Consider the following 17,181-nt stretch of genomic DNA (forward strand, 5'->3'; position numbering starts at 1 on the left):
TGACGATTTCAGCATATATCAGGGTTATCGACGATATGCCGATATCGTCGCCGGTCACGCATCGAACGCGCAAGACGCCCGCATTTTCGCTATCTAGACTTGCTTCACGGTCACGAGACGACATCCCGCCGCTGCGGCAATCGGCACGCACGGCCCGCCGCATCCACCGTCGTGCACGCCGATTCCGGCACAGCACGGGCAGCCCGCGGCAGGCCTGCACGGCCCTCGCATCGGCCTGCCGACCGAACCGTCTCGCCCGGTTTACCGGCGCCGGCACGCATGCCGGCGGCGGCCCAACCACGCCATCAAGGGGAAGTGAAAGTGAAGCTGAAGGTATCGCACGTCGCGCTGGCCGCCGCCTGCGCACTGTCGGGCGCGCACGCCGGCGCCGCCGACGTCGTCAAGATCGGTTTCGCCGCACCGCTGACCGGCCCGCAGTCGAATTACGGCACGGACATGCAGAAAGGCGTGCAGCTTGCGATCGCCGATTTCAACGCGACGCATCCGACGATCGGCGGCAAGCCCGTCACGTTCCAGCTCGACTCGCAGGACGACCAGGCCGACCCGCGCACCGGCACGACCGTCGCGCAGCGGCTGATCGACGACAACGTCCGCGGGATCATCGGCCACTTCAACTCGGGCACCAGCATTCCGGCCTCCGACCTGTACGATCGCGCGGGCCTGCCGCAGATCTCGATGGCGACGTCGCCGCAATACACGGCGCGCGGCTACAAGACGACCTACCGGCTGCTGACGAGCGACGCGCAGGCCGGCCGCATCGTCGGCACCTACGCGGTGAAGACGCTGCGCTTCAAGCGCATCGCGATCATCGACGACCGCACGGCCTACGGCCAGGGCATCGCCGACGAATTCGCGAAGGCCGTGGAAGCGGCGGGCGGCACGATCGTCAAGCGCGACTTCACGAACGACAAGGCGCTCGATTTCTCCGCGATCCTGACCAACCTGAAGGGGATGAATCCCGACGCGATCTTCTACGGCGGCGGCGACGCGCAATCGTCGCCGATGATCCGCAAGATGCGTCAGCTCGGGATGAAGTCGGCCTTCGTGACGGGCGAGATGTCGCGCTCGCCGACGTTCCTGAAGGTCGGCGGCGACGCGGCCGAAGGCGCGATCGTCTACATGGGCGGGCTGCCGAAGGAAAAGATGCCGGGCTTCTCGGGCTACGCGGCACGCTACAAGGCGCGCTTCAACGAAGACGTGATCACCTACTCGCCCTACTCGTACGACGGCACGATCGCGCTGCTCACCGCGATGAAGGACGCGAATTCGACCGATCCGAAGGTCTACACGCCGTATCTCGGCAAGGTGTCGGTCAAGGGCGTGTCGGCCCCGAGCATCGCGTACGACGCGAAGGGCGACCTGAAGGACGCGCCGGTCACGATCTACAAGGTCGAGCACGGCACGTTCAAGCCGGTCGATACGATCGCCGGCAACTGAAGCGGCCGAGACGCACGCTCCCTTCCGCGCGGCGCGGCGGCTCACCCGCCGCGCGCGCCGCGCACGCTTCGGCCGCACGGCCCGAAGCCGCCCTCGACGCGCGCCCGCGTGCAGGCATTTCGCGCTCCTGTAGAATCCCCCCACCCGCTTTGACGCCTCGTCTCCGCCGTGCCCCATCCCGGTGCGGCGGTGCGTGTTTCGTGCCTTACCCGGCACGCGGCACGCTTCGACGACGCCAGCCGCGCCTTGTCAGTCCATGCCGATAGCGGGCCCTGGAGACGCAGCACCGACAACAACATTCGAAAACCGACCGTCCTGACCATGCAAGCTTCCGAATTGAGCGGCGTGCCTCGCGCCGCCGAACGCGCGCTCACGCGCAGCGACTACAAGACCCTTGGCCTTGCCGCACTCGGCGGCGCCCTCGAGTTCTACGACTTCATCATCTTCGTGTTCTTCGCGCCGGCGATAGGACAGCTCTTCTTCCCGCACGACATTCCCGACTGGCTGCGCCAGTTGCAGACGTTCGGCATCTTCGCGGCCGGCTATCTCGCGCGCCCGCTCGGCGGCGTGATCATGGCGCACTTCGGCGACCTGTTCGGCCGCAAGCGGATGTTCACGCTGAGCGTGCTGATGATGTCGGTGCCGACGCTGCTGATGGGCCTGCTGCCGACCTACGACACGATCGGCATCCTCGCGCCGGTGTTGCTGCTGCTGTTCCGCGTGCTGCAGGGCGCGGCGGTCGGCGGCGAAGTGCCGGGCGCATGGGTGTTCGTGTCCGAGCACGTGCCGTCGCGCCACATCGGCTATGCGTGCGGCACGCTGACCGCGGGCCTCACGGCCGGCATCCTGCTCGGCTCGCTGGTCGCGGCCGGCATCAACACCCGCTACTCGACGGCGGAAGTCGCCGCGTTCGCGTGGCGCATTCCGTTCCTGCTGGGCGGCGTGTTCGGGCTGTTCTCCGTGTACCTGCGCCGCTGGCTGCACGAAACGCCGGTGTTCGCCGAAATGAAGGCGAAAAAGGCGCTCGCGGCCGAGATTCCGCTGAAGGCCGTGCTGCGCGACCACGGCCGCGCGGTGATCGTGTCGATGCTGCTCACGTGGATGCTGTCGGCCGCGATCGTCGTCGTGATCCTGATGACGCCCGCGCTGCTGCAGAAGCAGTTCCACCTGACGCCCGCGACGACGCTGTTCGCGAACAGCGTCGCGACGCTGTGCCTGACGGCCGGCTGCATCACCGCGGGGTCGCTCGCGGGCTGGATCGGCGCGAAGCGCGTGCTCGCGATCGGCGGCATCGGGCTGGCCGCGTGCTACTACCTGCTGTTCGCGCAGGTCGCGGCCGACACGTCGACGCTGCCGCTCTACTACGGCATCGCGGGCTTCATGGTCGGCACGATCGGCGCGGTGCCGTTCGTGATGGTCAAGAGCTTCCCGGCCGTCGTGCGCTTCTCGGGCATCTCGTTCTCGTACAACGTCGCGTACGCGATCTTCGGCGGCCTCACGCCGGTGATCGTGTCGCTGATGATGAAGTCGAACCCGCTCGCGCCGGTCGTGTACGTCGCGGCGATCTGCGTGCTCGGCGCGATCGCCGTGCAGTTCTCGAAGGATGCGAAGGACGTGAAGGACGCGCGCTGAACATCGGCGCGCAAGCGCCGGTTTCATGCGGAAAGGGCCGAATCCCGCGACGTGCGGGATTCGGCCCTTTTGACTTGGCGCGGACTTGGTGCGGCGCGACGCCGCGGATCGATTCAGTTCAACGCAGCACGCCGTACGACGAACTCGGGCGGCGCAGCGCGTCGATGCTCGCGCCACCGGCGCCGGTGACGAACAGCAGCAGGAAACCGCCGGCGATCGCGACGTTCTTCCAGAAGTGGATCACCATGTCGTGCTGGACGGCGGCATTCGTCGCGTCCCAGAAATTATGCCCGACCATCGCGGTCGCGATCGTGTAGACCGCCATCAGCAGCGCGAGCGGCCGCACCTTGTAGCCGACGATCAGCAGCAGGCCGCCCAGCCCCTCGATCGCGACGACGATCGGCGCGACGACCTGTTGATAGGGCACGTTCATCGCATGCAGATACGCGATGAAATCACTGTAGCCGAGCAGCTTCATGATGCCGCCCCACAAAAACAACGCCGCCAGCGCCAGGCGTGCGAAAAAAATGACGCCGGAATCGACGGAACGCGTCATGCCTTTCTCCTCGTATGCAATTCGGCCGTCCGCACGGGCGCGCCCATGCGGCTCGGGAGCGCCGCGCGGCCCTGCGGGGCGCGCGGCAAATGGGCCAGCATAGAGGGTCTTTCCGCGGTGTCCAAGAAAAAGGTTGTAGCAAATCTTTACACTGCGGCCGCGGCACCGGCAGCCCGGCGCATCGAAAAACGCGTTTAGCCGGCGTCGCTCAACAGCACGCCTTTCTTGAAGATGAAGCAGCCGTAGCCGCGCAGCTCGCCGGTGACGATCACCGCGTACGTCTGCTGCGCGCGCTCGTAGAACGCGAAACGCTCGACGCCGGTCAGCGGCACCGCGCGCCCTTCCGCGCGGTCGATCTCGGCCTGCACTTCGCGCTGCACGGGCGGCACCGCGGTCGCGTCGCCGACGACTTCCATGCGCCACGCGGGCGTGTCGACGAACGTATCGAGCGGCAGCACCGACAGCACCGCGCGCACGACGCGCGCCGAATCGGCGCCGTCGATCCGCAGCGCGCGGCCGACCACGGTGTGCTCCGCGACGGATTCCGCCGGGAAATTCGCATCGCAGATCGCGATTTCGTCACCATGGCCCATCGCGCGCAGCGTGTGCAGGATGTCGGCGTGCAGCAGCGGGTCGAGATTCTTCAGCATGTCGGCTAGTCTCCGGGATCGGGAAGGAACCGCGTAACGTTACCCGATCCCGGCGGCCGCTGCGCATGCATCGCCCGCATTACGACGCCGCGGCCGGCATTTCGTCGATGAAACCCGTGACCGATGCGAGGCGGCCCGACGCGTCGACGGTGCCGAAGTCCGAACCCTTCACGATCGCCGCGCCGTCGGGCGACACGAGCGCCCACGAGAACCGCAGGTGCCGGCCGAAGCCGTCGACGTCGGTCGTGCGGCGGAAGCGGCAGGCGGGAAAGCGTTCCTGCACCGCCGCGATCATCGTGTCGATGCCCGCGTGGCCGTCGCCGCTCATCAGCGGATCGCGATACGCCGCGTCGCTCGCGTAGGTCGCATCGATCAGCGCGCGGCGGCGTGCGACGTCGGGTTCGTTCCATGCGTCGATGTAGCGGTCGATCAGGCCGGTGTGAACGGACGCAGCGGATCGGGCGGTGTTCATGGCAAGACTCCTGGTGTCGATGAAGGGACGATGTCGCGAACGTTTCGTGTCCGCGTGCCGCCATCGTCGCCGGGCTCGCGCGGGCGGTCGATTACGCGGGAGGTAAGGAAATCGCGCCTGCCACCACCGGCACACCCGTGCGGCCGCAACGAAAACGGGCGCCCGAAGGCGCCCGCACCGGCGTGCCGCCACGTTCGCGCGCATCAGGTCACCGGCGCCGGATTGAACAGCGTCAGCGCATTCGCGAGCTTCCACTGCTCGGCCCACGTGCGGCGCTTGCCGCTCGCGACGTCGAGCATCAGCCGAAACAACGCCCAGCCGGTGTCCTCGATCGTCGCCGCGCCGGTCGCGATCTGCCCCGCGTCGAGATCCATCAGGTCGTGCCAGCGGCGCGCGAGATCGCTGCGCGTCGCGACCTTGATCACCGGCACCTGCGCGAGGCCGTACGGCGTGCCGCGGCCGGTCGTGAAGATGTGCAGGTTCATCCCGGCCGCGAGCTGCAGCGTGCCGCAGATGAAATCGCTCGCGGGCGTCGCCGCGTACAGCAGCCCCTTCTGCCGCGCGCGATCGCCGGGACGCACGACGCCGGCGATCGGCGCGCTGCCCGACTTCACGATCGACCCCATCGCCTTCTCGACGATGTTCGACAGGCCGCCCTTCTTGTTGCCGGGCGTCGTGTTCGCGCTGCGGTCGACGCGGCCGCGCTGCAGGTAGCGGTCGTACCAGTCCATCTCGCGGATGATCTCGCGCGCCACCGCTTCGTTCGCCGCGCGCGACGTGAGCTGCGCGACGCCGTCGCGGACTTCGGTCACTTCCGAGAACATGATCGTCGCGCCGGCGCGCACCAGCAGGTCGGCCGCGAAGCCCACGGCCGGGTTCGCGGTGAGCCCCGAAAACGCGTCGCTGCCGCCGCACTGCACGCCGACGACGAGATCCGACGCCGGGCACGTCTCGCGGCGGCGGCGGTTCAACCGCTCGAGATGCACTTCGGCCATGTTCATGATCGAGTCGATCATCGAGTTGAAGCCGACGTGCGCGGCGTCCTGCAGGCATACGACGACGCCGTTGCCGACCGTGCCGTCGGCGGTCACCGGAATCACGCCGGGCGGCAGCAGGCGCTCGGGCTGCAGCTTCTCGCAGCCGAGGCTCACGGTCATCACTTCGCCGCCGAAATTCGGATTCAGGCTGATGTTGCGCAGCGTGCGGATCGGGATGTCGGCGTCGGGGGCGTCGATCGCGACGCCGCAGCCGTACGTGTGTTCGAGCCCGACCACGTCGTCGACGTTCGGGTAGCGCGGCAGAAGTTCGTCCTTGATCCGCTTCACCGCATGCTCGACGACGCCCGACACGCACTGCACGGTCGTCGTGATCGCCAGGATGTTGCGCGTGCCGACCGAGCCGTCGGCATTGCGGAAACCCTCGAACGTATAGCCTTCGAGCGGCTCGAGCGGCGGCGCGGCACGCGTCGCGAGCGGCAGGTCGTCGAGCCCCGGCGGCTCGGGCATGCGCATCGTGCGCTCGTTGACCCAGCTGCCGCGCCGCAGGTCCGTCAGCGCATAGCCGATCACCACGTTGTAGCGGACGACCGGATCGCCGGCCGCGAGATCGACGAGCGCGACCTTGTGCCCCTGCGGCACGCCTTCGCACAGCGTCAGCCCGTCGGCGAACGTCGCGCCTTCGGGCAGGCCGCCGTCGTTGACGACGATCGCGACGTTGTCGGCCGGATGCACGCGGATGTAGAGAGGGGAAGCAGTCATTGCAATTCCTGAAAGCTGTCGGCGATATTGTTAGTCATCATACGACATTCAACCTCAACCCGCGATGCTGCGTAAACCCTGATCCGGAAAGACCCTGACCTTGAACGGCCTGCAAACCGCTTGCGCCACCTTTTCCCTCGTTGTACGATGACATACAACGACATCGCCAATTCGGCTCGCATGCCGTTTCCCGACGAACCCAGCACTCGCGCTAGACGGACGACCCAATCATGACTTCACCGCAAGAACTCAAACAGATCATCTCCCACGGCCTGCTGTCGTTTCCGCTGACGGATTTCGACGCCGACGGCAACTTCCGTCCGTCCACCTACGCCGAGCGCCTGGAGTGGCTGGCGCCGTACGGCGCGAGCGCGCTGTTCGCGGCGGGCGGCACCGGCGAATTCTTCTCGCTCACGCAGCGCGAGTATTCGGACGTGATCCGCGTCGCGACGGAAACCTGCAAGGGCAAGGTGCCGATCCTCGCCGGCGCGGGCGGCGCCACGCGCGTCGCGATCGAGTATGCGCAGGAAGCCGAGCGCCTCGGCGCGAGCGGCGTGCTGCTGATGCCGCATTACCTGACCGAAGCGAGCCAGGAAGGGATCGCCGACCACGTCGAGCAGGTGTGCCGCGCGCTGAAGATCGGCGTCGTGGTGTACAACCGCGCGAATTCGAAGCTGAACGCCGACATGCTCGAGCGCCTCGCCGACCGTTGCCCGAACCTGATCGGCTTCAAGGACGGCGTCGGCGAGATCGAGAGCATGGTCACGATCCGCCGCCGCCTCGGCGACCGCTTCGCGTACCTCGGCGGCCTGCCGACGGCCGAAGTCTATGCGGCCGCGTACAAGGCGCTCGGCGTGCCGGTGTACTCGTCGGCCGTGTTCAACTTCATCCCGAAGACGGCGATGGAATTCTACGAGGCGATCGCGAAGGACGACCACGCGACGGTCGGCCGCCTGATCGACGCATTCTTCCTGCCGTACCTGAAGATCCGCAACCGCCGCGCCGGTTATGCGGTCAGCATCGTGAAGGCTGGCGCGAGGCTCGTCGGCCATGACGCGGGCCCGGTGCGCGCGCCGCTCGTCGACCTCACCGAGGCGGAAGCCGCCGAGCTCGACGTGCTGATCAAGAAGATGGGCCCGCAGTAAGCGGCGGTCGCCGGCGGCGCGGGCCTTCATCGGCGCCGCGGCCGGCACGCCTGCATCGTGGCCGGCACGCGCCGGCCGCGATCGTTCGTTGCCCTTTCTTTCCGTGACGATGCACGCATCCACCGCGATGCGTGCCGCCGTCACATCTGCGCGATGATCCCGACGATCCGGTAGCGCACGTTCCCCAGCTTGACCCGCGTCGCCTCGATCTGCCCCGGTGTGCCCGTGCGGGTGCGCGCATTCGATTCGCCGCCGAGGATCTGCCCGAGCACGTCGCGGTCGACGACCGCATCGAAGAACCGGCCGACCGTGATCGTCGCCGACTGCTTCGCGGTCGCGAGCTGGCTGTTCGCCTGCATCAGCGCGTCGGTACGCAGGTTCGGGTCGCGCTCGTCGATGCTGCGCCGGTACTGGAGCGCGAACACCAGCGCTTCCATGTCCTGCCGGAAACGGCGAACGGCCTGCCCGAACACGAGCGAATGGGCGTCGGCGCCCGTGACGAACCGCCCCTGATTGATCGTCACGTCGAATTCGCTGCCGCCGAGGTCGCGCTGGAATTCCTGCAGCGCGTTCGCGAGCACACGCCCTTCGCTGTACTGGCCGATCTGGGTGCGCACGGATTTCGCGACGTCGCCGATCGCTTTCCACAATCCGGCCGCGAACAGGTGATCGCCACGCTTGTTGATGTTCATGGAGGGTTCCCTCGTTGTCTTTTGTCGGTCTCTCAGGCTCGCCTGCGGGCCGGGCGGCCCGAGGCACCGGTACTGTAGGAGAAATTCGGGAAACGCGGAAGACGCCACGAAAAAAGCGGAGGGGACCCGTCGGCCGCCTCCGCTTTCGTCCCTCCGGCGAGCGGCCCGGCGTTCGTTGCCGGGCCGCCGTCCGTCATTCCGCCTTACCGTCCCGCAAGCGCGGGATCGCCAGCGGATTGCCGTCCTGCAGCCCTTCGGGCAGCAGATCGTCCGGAAAGTCCTGATAGCACACGGGCCGCAGGAAACGCTCGATCGCCGTCGCGCCGACCGACGTGACGGCCGGGTTCGACGTCGCGGGGAACGGCCCGCCGTGCACCATCGCATCGCACACCTCGACGCCCGTCGGGTAGCCGTTGACGAGCAGGCGCCCGGCCTTGCGTTCGAGGATCGGCAGCAGCCGGCGGGCGAGCGGCTTGTCGTCGGCGTCCATCTGGAGCGTGGCCGTCAACTGGCCTTCGAGCCCGTCGAGCACGCGCGCGACTTCGTCGAGATCGCGGCAGCGCACGATCAGCGACGCCGGCCCGAACACCTCGTGGCTGAACGCCGGTTCGGCCAGGAACGCCTGCGCGCCGACTTCGTACAGTGCGCCGCCGGCCTGGCAGTCAGTCTGCGCCGCCTCGCCCGCGCCGATTTCGCGCACGCCCGGCAGTTCGGCCAGCTTGCCGCGACCGCTGCGGTACGCATCGGCAATGCCGTGCGTGAGCATCACGCCGGCCGGCTTCTTCGCGAGCGCCTGCGCGGCGACGGTTTCGAAGCGGTCGAGATCGGGGCCGTCGATCGCGAGCACGAGGCCCGGGTTCGTGCAGAACTGGCCGACGCCGAGCGTCAGCGAATCGACGAAGCCCGTCGCGATCGCGTCGCCGCGCGCGGCGAGCGCGGCCGGGAACAGCACGACCGGGTTGATGCTGCTCATTTCCGCGTAGACGGGAATCGGCTGCGGACGCGCGTTCGCGAGCTGCACGAGCGCCATGCCGCCCTGCCGCGAGCCGGTGAAGCCGACGGCCTGGACCGCCGGATGGCTGACGAGCGCCGGGCCGATCGCGCGGCCGGGGCCGATCAGCAGCGAGAACACGCCGGCCGGCATGCCGGTTTTCGCGACGGCGGCGCGGATCGCGCGGCCGACCAGCTCGGACGTGCCGAGATGCGCCTCGTGCGCCTTGACGATCACCGGGCAGCCGGCCGCGAGTGCCGACGCCGTATCGCCGCCGGCCACCGAGAACGCGAGCGGGAAATTGCTCGCGCCGAACACGACGACGGGCCCGAGCGCGACTTTCTGCAGACGCAGGTCCGAACGCGGCAGCGGCGTGCGCGCGGGCTGCGCGGGATCGATCGATGCGGCAAGGAAACGCCCGTCGCGCACGACGCGCGCGAACAGCCGGAGCTGGCCGACGGTGCGGCCGCGCTCGCCCTGCAGCCGCGCGACGGGCAGGCCCGTTTCGGTGTGCGCGCGCTCGATCAGCGCATCGCCGAGCGCGACGATTTCATCGGCGATCGCCTCGAGAAACGCCGCGCGGGCCGCGAGCGGCTGCGCGCGGTACGCATCGAACGCGTCGCGCGCGAGTTCGCACGCGCGGTCGATATCGGCCGGCGACGCGACGCCGAACGCCGGCGCGTCGATCGGCGCGCCCTGCGTCGGGTCGAACGCGTGCAAGGTTCCGGCCGAGCCGGCCACCGCGTCGGCGCCGATCAGCATCTCTCCTGTCAGTTGCATGGGATGTGCTCCGTGGTTCGGGAATGAATGGCTCATTGTAGCGCAACAGATACGATGTCCGCTGACATCATCGCCCCCTGTCCGCCATTTGCGAGGGCGCCGACGATACACCCGCAAGCCTTGTCCGGCCAGGTTCTCACGACTTTCCCACACTGTGGCGACACGCTTCAAAGGGAAAACCCGAAGTTTATGCATCCGGCCATTATCAATAAACTTTCAGTCATGTCATACGACGACGTACATTCAAAGTGAGCCATCAGACTTCTCCTCGCGATCTTCAGCTCGACCTCTCGCGCACCGCGCGCCGGACCGCCGTGCGCTACTGGATCCTGGCGATGCTGTTCGTCGTCACGACGCTCAACTACGCGGACCGTGCGACGCTGTCGATCACCGGCACGCCGATCCGCCAGGCGTTCGGCATCGATCCGGTGACGATGGGCTACATCTTCTCGGCGTTCAGCTGGGCGTACGTGCTCGCGCAACTGCCGAGCGGCTGGCTGCTCGACCGCTTCGGCGCACGGCGCGTCTATGCGGCGAGCATCTTCCTGTGGTCGGCGTTCACGCTGCTGCAGAGCACGATCGGCCTCGGCGGCAGCGCCGCGTTCGCGGTCGCCGCGCTGTTCGCGATGCGCTTCGCGGTCGGCATCGCCGAGGCGCCCGCGTTTCCGGCCAATGCGAAAGTCGTCGCGAGCTGGTTCCCGACCGCCGAGCGCGGCACCGCGTCGGCGATCTTCAACGCCGCGCAGTACTTCGCGGCCGTGGTGTTCTCGCCGCTGATGGCGTGGCTCACGCATGCGTACGGCTGGCACCAGGTGTACCTGTGGCTCGGCCTGGCCGGCATCGCGCTCGCGTTCCTGTGGCTGCGCGTCATGAAGGACCCGGCCGACCATCCGGCGGTGAACCGCGCGGAACTCGACCATATCGAACAGGGCGGCGGGCTCGTGCGATCGGCGGGCCGGCCCGCCGGGCCGCGCGACGCCGGCGGCACGCGCGCGGAAGGCGGCCGCGTCGCCGGCTGGTACTACGTGCGCCAGCTGCTGTCGAACCGGATGCTGATCGGCGTGTACCTCGGCCAGTATTGCGTGAACGTGCTCACGTACTTCTTCCTCACGTGGTTCCCGATCTATCTCGTGCAGGCGCGCGGCATGTCGCTGCTGAAGGCCGGCTTCATGACGTCGCTGCCCGCGATCTGCGGGTTCCTCGGCGGCGTGCTCGGCGGAATGCTGTCGGACGCGCTGATCCGTCGCGGCGTGTCGCTGACGCTCGCCCGCAAGATTCCGATCGTCGGCGGGATGGCGCTGTCGATGGCGATCATCGGCTGCAACTACGTCGACAGCGAAGCGCTGGTGATCGTGCTGATGGCCGTGTCGTTCTTCGGCAAGGGGATCGGCTCGCTCGGCTGGGCCGTCGTCGCGGACACCGCGCCGAAGGAGGCGATCGGCCTGTCGGGCAGCCTGTTCAACATGTTCGGCAACACGGCCGGCATCGTCGCGCCGATCGCGATCGGCTACCTCGTCGGCGCGAGCGGCTCGTTCAACGGCGCGCTCGTGTTCGTCGGGCTGAACGCGCTCGTCACCGTGTTCAGCTATCTCGTGATCGTGAAGGACATCAAGCGCGTCGAATTGCGTCATCGCGACGCCTGAGGGTCGACGTTCCATGCAAACGGCGGCCGCTTTCGAGCGGCCGCCGTTTTCGCATCAAGCGGCGGAATGCGCGACGCGCAGCATGTCGTGCACGCCGGACGTCATCAGCGCAAGGAACGCGAGCAGGCCGACGTAGCAGAGCGCGTACGTCGTTTTCGTCTCGATCGACGTCGCGTAGTACACGCGGTTCTCCGGCGCGTCGGGATCGTAGCGCCACGCGCGCTTCAGCTGCGGCAGCGCGAGGATCGCCATCACGATCAGCAGCGGGCTCGGGCGATACACGAACAGCGCGATCAGCACGGGCACGCCCGCGAACCAGATGCGCGGCGACAACACCGCGGTGATCCGCCCGCCGTCGAACGGCGACAGCGGAATCATGTTGAACAGGTTCAGGAAGAAGCCCGTGTACGACAGCGCGAGCAGCAGGTTGCTGTCGGTGTGCCGCGCGGCCGCGTAGCAGGCCAGCGCGCCGAGCGTGCCGACGAACGGCCCGGCAAGCCCGACGTATGCCTCGGTTTCCGCGTCGTGCGGCATCGCCTTCAGCTGGATCCATGCGCCGACGAACGGGATGAAGGTCGGCAGCCCGACGTCGAGCCCGCGCCGCCGCGCGGCGACGTAGTGGCCGGCCTCGTGCACCAGCAGCAGCGCGACGAAACCGGCCGCGAACCGCCAGCCGTAGAACAGCGCGTAGACCGCGATCGACGCCAGCATGGTGCCCGCCGACACGAGCACCTTGCCGAGCTTGAGGCCGCCGAAGATCAGCAGCAGCAGCTTCGTCATTCCTTGCGCTCCGTGGCGGCTGCCTCGAACGCGTCGGCGACCGCCGGCACCGCGGCGGCCTTCGGCTTGCGCCCGAAGAAGCGCTTGAGCGCCGCGCCGCCGGCCAGCAGCGCGACCGCGCCGATCTTGAAGAACTTCACCGCGAACGCGCCGATCAGCGCGAGCAGGCCGAGCTTCTTCGCGCCAACGCCGACGATCAGCGCCGCCAGCCCGTACTCGGCAACGTGGTCGGTCGACCGGTTGAAATCGGCGTAGCGCTTGCCGTCGTTGAAGCTGATGTTCGACAGCAGGTCGTCGGCCGACGCCTTGTATTTCGGCAGGTCGGCAAGCGTCGACGCCATCGTCAGCGACAGGTAGCCGTCGCGGCCCAGCACGAGCGTCCGGTAGTTCACGCCGTCGTTTGCGGCATTCGGCGCCGCGCCCTTGTCGCGGATGATCGCGGACCACACGAGCCGGTGCGTGGCCGCGTCGTACGCGGGCGCCTTCGCCCAGCCGACCACCTCGGTTTCGGGCAGGCCGCGCTCCTTGCGCGCCGGGTTGTTTTCCTCGGTGCCGGCCTGCAGGCTCTTCAGCAGCTCGTCGGGCTTCCAGTCCTTCGCGTCGTCGTCGCGGATATAGCCGCTCGGCTCGAACGACACGACCGAAATCCAGTCGGCGTCCGGGTCGTCGGGCAGCACGAGGCCGACCAGCTTGGCTTCGTCGATCGAATTACCCATCGAGCGCAGGTAGCGGCCGGCCTCGGCGGCCGGCACGAACGACTCGCCGGCCTTCAGCTTCAGCACGGCTTCGTGTTTCACGTCGATGTCGGTCGGCCCTTTCACGACCGCTTCGTTGGCGGCCGCGGCGGCGGCCCTCATTTCCACCTGCGCAGCTTCGGTCTGCGCGTGGCCGCTGGTCGCGGCGAGTGCGAGCGTCGCCACGCAGGCGAGCCGGACGGCAAGTCTTTTCATTGTTGGATTCCCCTGGAATGCCTTGTCGTGAATGTGCGCGGCACCGGCCCGTGATTGGTCTCGCGGGTCCGGCGCCGCCTCTCAGGTGGCACGGTCGCCATGGTAACGCAGCGCCGCGACGCGCCAGGGCCCGGGGAGCGGCGCGATGCTTACCTGACAGGTAATGCCCAAGGTGCGCGAGATTGCCTATCATCCGCGTCATGAACCCGACCGCCACCGCCCATTCGCCCTCCCCGTCCGCCGGCCGCGCGTCCGGCGTCGGCCCGCTGCTGCGCACGTGGCGCCAGCGCCGGCGCCTGAGCCAGATGGCGCTCGCGCTCGACGCGGAAGTCTCCGCGCGCCACCTGAGCTTCGTCGAATCGGGCCGCGCGCAGCCGAGCCGCGAGATGGTGCTGCACCTCGCCGAACGCCTCGACGTGCCGCTGCGCGAACGCAATGCGCTGCTCGTCGCGGCCGGCTTCGCGCCGCTGTTTCGCGAACGGCCGTTTTCGGATCCTCAACTCGACGCCGCGCGCCACGCGGCCGAAGCCGTGCTGCGCGGCCACGAGCCCTACCCGGCGCTCGCGGTCGACCGTCACTGGGTGCTGCTCGCCGCGAACCGGATGCTCGGCGCGCTGGTCGCGCAGGCCGATCCGGCGCTGCTGCAGCCGCCCGTCAACGTGCTGCGGCTGAGCCTGCATCCGGACGGCCTCGCCTCGCAGATCGCCAACTGGCATGAATGGCGCGCGCACATCCTGCATCGGCTGCAGCGGCAGATCGACGCGAGCGGCGACCGCACGCTGCATGCGCTGCGCGACGAGCTCGCCGCGTATCCGGCGCCGGGCGGCCAGCCCGACACCCCGCCGGCACGCGCCGATTTCGCGGATATCGCCGTGCCATTGCGATTGCGCACGGCGGCCGGCGAGCTGACGTTCTTCAGTACGACGACGGTGTTCGGCACGCCGGTCGACGTGACGCTGTCGGAACTCGCGATCGAGGCGTTCTTTCCGGCGAATCCGGAGACGGTCGACGCGATGCGGGCGCTGGCGGACACCCTGCCCGCGTCATGACCGCCATCAGCGGCGCTCGAGCGCCAGCTTCACGCCAAGCCCCAGCAGGACCACGCCGCTGACGCGGTGCAGGCGCGTCAGGATGCGCGGGTTGCGCCGGATCGATGCCGACAGCAGGCCGGCGAACAGCGCGACGGGCCCCTTGACGAGAAACGTCAGGCCGGCGAACGTCGCGCCCAGCACGAACAGCGACCGCATCGGATGCGCGGTGCCCGCCGGCACGAACTGCGGCAGGAACGCCAGATAGAACAGCGCGACCTTCGGATTCGACACGTTGGACAGCGCGCCTTGCGCGAACGTACGCAGCCGCGACACCTGCGCGCCGCTGCTGCTGCTCGCGAGCGACAGTTCGCCCGACGAACGCAGCAACGTGATGCCGAGGTACAGCAGGTACAGCGCGCCGATCACCTTCAGTGCCGTGAACAACCATTCGGATGCCTGAAGAAGCGCGCCCAGCCCGAGCGTCGCGAGCATCGTGTGCACGAGCAACCCGACGCTGACGCCCGCGGCGGTCACGAGGCCCGCGCGCGTGCCGCCGGACAGCGTGCGCGACATCACGAGAACCATGTCCTGGCCCGGCGTGACGATGACCAGCAGCGACGTTGCAATGAACGGCAACCAGGATAGGTGCGACATGGGAGTACTCCAGAACGGGATGGCCGACGGACGGGAATCGCCCGGCCGGTCGTCAGATTATCGACGCCCTTCCGTGGAGATTGAATGCAAATTTGGCTACTTCACCGGCCTGATTTGGCGCTATTCTCTAGCAATCACGCTCATGGTAGTCAAAAATGTCAATCAAACTGGATGCGATCGATCGGCGCATTCTGCGCGCATTGCAACGGAATTCGAATCAGACGAATGCCGAACTCGCGCAACAGGCCGGGCTGTCGGCCACGCCCTGCCTGCGCCGCGTTCATCTGCTCGAGGAACAGGGCGTGATCGACGCTTATGTCGCGCTGCTGAATCCCGCCGCCGTCGACCTGCGATTCAGCGCGTTCGTGCGCGTCACGCTGGAGCGCCAGGACAAGACGACGGTCGAGCGCTTCGCGCGCGAGATGGAGCAGGCGCCCGAAGTGCTCGAATGTCATCTGATGGCCGGCAGCTACGACTATCTGCTGCGCGTGATCGCGCGCGATCTCGACGACTACCAACGCTTCCAGATGGAAACGCTCACGCAGATCGAAGGCGTCCGCAACGTCGAAACCGAGATTCCGCTGAAGCGCATCAAGCAGACGGTTCGCCTGCCGATCTAGGCGTCCAGAAACGTGACGGCCTCCCCGGCCGGCTGCCCGTTCAGCGCGCCGTCGCGCACGACGACCTGCCCGCGCACGACCGTATGCACGGGCCAGCCCGTGACTGCGCACCCGTCGTAAGGTGTCCAGCCGCTCACGCTGGCGATCCATTCGTCGCGGATGATCCGTCGCGCCCGCAGGTCGACGATGCTGAAATCGGCGTCGTAGCCGGCCGCGATGCGCCCTTTCCCCTCGATGCCGAAAATGCGCGCCGGCCCGGCGCTGGTCAGGTCGACCAGCCGCTCGAGGCTCAAGCGGCCCGCATGCACGTGGTCGAGCATCAGCGGCAGCAGCGTCTGCACGCCGGCCATCCCGCTCGGCGACTGCGGATACGGGCGGCGCTTTTCGTCGCGCGTATGCGGCGCGTGATCGCTGCCGATCACGTCGACCACGCCGTCGCGGACGGCCTGCCACAACGCGTCCCGGTGACGCCGCTCGCGCACGGGCGGATTCATCTGCGCGAACGTGCCGAGCCGCTCGTAGCAATCCGGCGCAGCGAGGCTCAGGTGGTGCGGCGTGACCTCGACCGTCACGCGCCGCCGATGGTGTTGAAGAAACGCCATTTCGTCCGCCGTGGACACGTGCAGCACATGCAGCCGACGGCCCGTTTCGGCCGCCAGCCCGACGATGCGCCGCGTCGCGATCAGCGCACTGTCCTCGTCGCGCCAGCGCGGATGATCGCGCACGTCGCCGCTCGCTTCCACGATCGCCTTGCGTTCGCGCAGCCGCGCCTCGTCCTCCGCATGCACGGCCATGCGCCGGCGCCCGTTGCGCAGGATCCGGCGCAACACGGTTGCGTCGTCGGCCAGCAGGTCGCCGAACGAACTGCCCATGAATACCTTCACGCCCGCGCAGCCGGGCAGGCGCTCGAGTGCCGGCAACCGCTCCGCATTCACGGCCGAGCCGCCGATATAGAACGCGTAGTCGCACCACGCGCGACCGCGCGCCAGGTCCAGCTTCGCCTGCAGGTCCTGCCCGCTCAGCGTCAGCGGATGCGTGTTGGGCATCTCGAAGACGGTCGTGACGCCGCCGAGCACCGCGCCGCGCGTGCCGGCCTCGAAGGTCTCCTTGTGCGTCAGCCCCGGCTCGCGGAAATGCACCTGGCTGTCGACCACGCCCGGCAACACATGCAATCCGCGCGCATCGAGCACGACGTCGGCCCGCCAGCTGCCCTGCAACGCGCCCAGCGCGACCACGCGGCCCGCCGCGCACGCGACGTCGATCCGTTCGGCGCCGTTGGGCGTCATCACCGTGCCGCCCTGCACGAGCAGGTCGACGTGGCGACGCGTCGGCGCGTCGGTTGCGTCATGCCCCATCCGCTCGCCCATGAC

The 17,181-nt window shown here is 68.3% G+C and carries 16 protein-coding genes; 6 read left to right on the plus strand and 10 right to left on the minus strand.

The genetic code is table 11. The features are described from left to right. The first annotated feature begins 279 nt into the window (after positions 1-279). Positions 280-1,458, plus strand: a complete 1,179-nt coding sequence (locus tag HWX00_RS21675) for a branched-chain amino acid ABC transporter substrate-binding protein (protein WP_241013073.1) — start codon at positions 280-282, stop codon at positions 1,456-1,458. 321 nt (positions 1,459-1,779) lie between these two features. Then, entirely contained in the window at positions 1,780-3,090 is a 1,311-nt protein-coding gene (locus HWX00_RS21680; RefSeq protein WP_034187822.1) for an MFS transporter, read from the plus strand. A 118-nt stretch (positions 3,091-3,208) separates the two neighbouring features. Here the strand turns inward: HWX00_RS21680 and HWX00_RS21685 are convergent, their stop codons facing one another. The 4 genes from HWX00_RS21685 to garD all read right to left on the minus strand — a co-directional run bounded on the left by HWX00_RS21685 (position 3,209) and on the right by garD (position 6,525). Further along, on the minus strand, positions 3,209-3,646 hold the full coding sequence (locus HWX00_RS21685; RefSeq protein WP_034187821.1) for a DoxX family protein: 438 nt from the start codon (positions 3,644-3,646) through the stop codon (positions 3,209-3,211). Between the two features lie 194 nt (positions 3,647-3,840). Next, positions 3,841-4,296: an RbsD/FucU family protein gene (locus HWX00_RS21690; protein WP_175028139.1), complete on the minus strand. Its 456-nt coding sequence runs from the start codon at positions 4,294-4,296 to the stop codon at positions 3,841-3,843. 79 nt (positions 4,297-4,375) lie between these two features. Next, a complete protein-coding gene (locus HWX00_RS21695) occupies positions 4,376-4,768 on the minus strand; it encodes a nuclear transport factor 2 family protein (RefSeq protein ID WP_034187819.1) in 393 nt (130 codons plus the stop codon). A gap of 203 nt (positions 4,769-4,971) precedes the next feature. Continuing rightward, a complete protein-coding gene (gene garD, locus HWX00_RS21700) occupies positions 4,972-6,525 on the minus strand; it encodes a galactarate dehydratase (RefSeq protein ID WP_175028140.1) in 1,554 nt (517 codons plus the stop codon). Positions 6,526-6,755: 230 nt separating this feature from the next. Here garD and kdgD point away from each other — a divergent pair, with 230 nt between their 5' ends. Then, on the plus strand, positions 6,756-7,670 hold the full coding sequence (gene kdgD / locus HWX00_RS21705) for a 5-dehydro-4-deoxyglucarate dehydratase (protein WP_059558930.1): 915 nt from the start codon (positions 6,756-6,758) through the stop codon (positions 7,668-7,670). Between the two features lie 140 nt (positions 7,671-7,810). On the opposite strand, the gene HWX00_RS21710 is transcribed toward kdgD, so the two are convergent. After that, positions 7,811-8,362, minus strand: a complete 552-nt coding sequence (locus HWX00_RS21710; RefSeq protein WP_175028141.1) for a hypothetical protein — start codon at positions 8,360-8,362, stop codon at positions 7,811-7,813. Between the two features lie 193 nt (positions 8,363-8,555). Beyond that, on the minus strand, positions 8,556-10,133 hold the full coding sequence (locus HWX00_RS21715) for an aldehyde dehydrogenase (NADP(+)) (protein ID WP_175028142.1): 1,578 nt from the start codon (positions 10,131-10,133) through the stop codon (positions 8,556-8,558). 248 nt (positions 10,134-10,381) lie between these two features. Between HWX00_RS21715 and HWX00_RS21720 the strand changes: the two genes are divergently transcribed. Further along, complete coding sequence (locus HWX00_RS21720) at positions 10,382-11,776, plus strand: MFS transporter (protein WP_175028143.1); 1,395 nt, start codon at positions 10,382-10,384, stop codon at positions 11,774-11,776. Between the two features lie 54 nt (positions 11,777-11,830). Here HWX00_RS21720 and HWX00_RS21725 read toward each other — a convergent pair whose 3' ends face one another. Both HWX00_RS21725 and HWX00_RS21730 read right to left on the minus strand, forming a co-directional pair. Further along, positions 11,831-12,556 (minus strand): site-2 protease family protein, encoded by a 726-nt coding sequence (locus HWX00_RS21725; RefSeq protein ID WP_059558938.1) that lies wholly within the window; start codon positions 12,554-12,556, stop codon positions 11,831-11,833. Further along, the gene (locus HWX00_RS21730; protein ID WP_175028144.1) at positions 12,553-13,506 is read right to left on the minus strand and encodes a DUF2167 domain-containing protein; all 954 of its coding nucleotides are present in this window, start codon (positions 13,504-13,506) and stop codon (positions 12,553-12,555) included. The genes HWX00_RS21725 and HWX00_RS21730 overlap by 4 nt, the downstream gene beginning before the upstream one ends. Before the next feature lie 200 nt (positions 13,507-13,706). Here HWX00_RS21730 and HWX00_RS21735 point away from each other — a divergent pair, with 200 nt between their 5' ends. Next, positions 13,707-14,555 (plus strand): helix-turn-helix domain-containing protein, encoded by an 849-nt coding sequence (locus tag HWX00_RS21735; protein WP_175028145.1) that lies wholly within the window; start codon positions 13,707-13,709, stop codon positions 14,553-14,555. Between the two features lie 6 nt (positions 14,556-14,561). On the opposite strand, the gene HWX00_RS21740 is transcribed toward HWX00_RS21735, so the two are convergent. Further along, complete coding sequence (locus tag HWX00_RS21740) at positions 14,562-15,191, minus strand: LysE family translocator (protein ID WP_175028146.1); 630 nt, start codon at positions 15,189-15,191, stop codon at positions 14,562-14,564. A 155-nt stretch (positions 15,192-15,346) separates the two neighbouring features. On the opposite strand from HWX00_RS21740, the gene HWX00_RS21745 reads away from it, so the two are divergent. Continuing rightward, positions 15,347-15,811 carry an Lrp/AsnC family transcriptional regulator gene (locus HWX00_RS21745; protein WP_034187809.1) on the plus strand — a complete coding sequence of 155 codons (465 nt, stop codon included), beginning with the start codon at positions 15,347-15,349 and terminating at the stop codon, positions 15,809-15,811. On the opposite strand, the gene HWX00_RS21750 is transcribed toward HWX00_RS21745, so the two are convergent. Continuing rightward, the gene (locus HWX00_RS21750) at positions 15,808-17,178 is read right to left on the minus strand and encodes a dihydroorotase (RefSeq protein ID WP_175028147.1); all 1,371 of its coding nucleotides are present in this window, start codon (positions 17,176-17,178) and stop codon (positions 15,808-15,810) included. The two genes, HWX00_RS21745 and HWX00_RS21750, sit on opposite strands and share 4 nt — an antisense overlap. Positions 17,179-17,181: the final 3 nt, after the last annotated feature.

The organism is Burkholderia seminalis DSM 23518, assembly GCF_902832885.1.
Lineage (GTDB): Bacteria > Pseudomonadota > Gammaproteobacteria > Burkholderiales > Burkholderiaceae > Burkholderia > Burkholderia seminalis.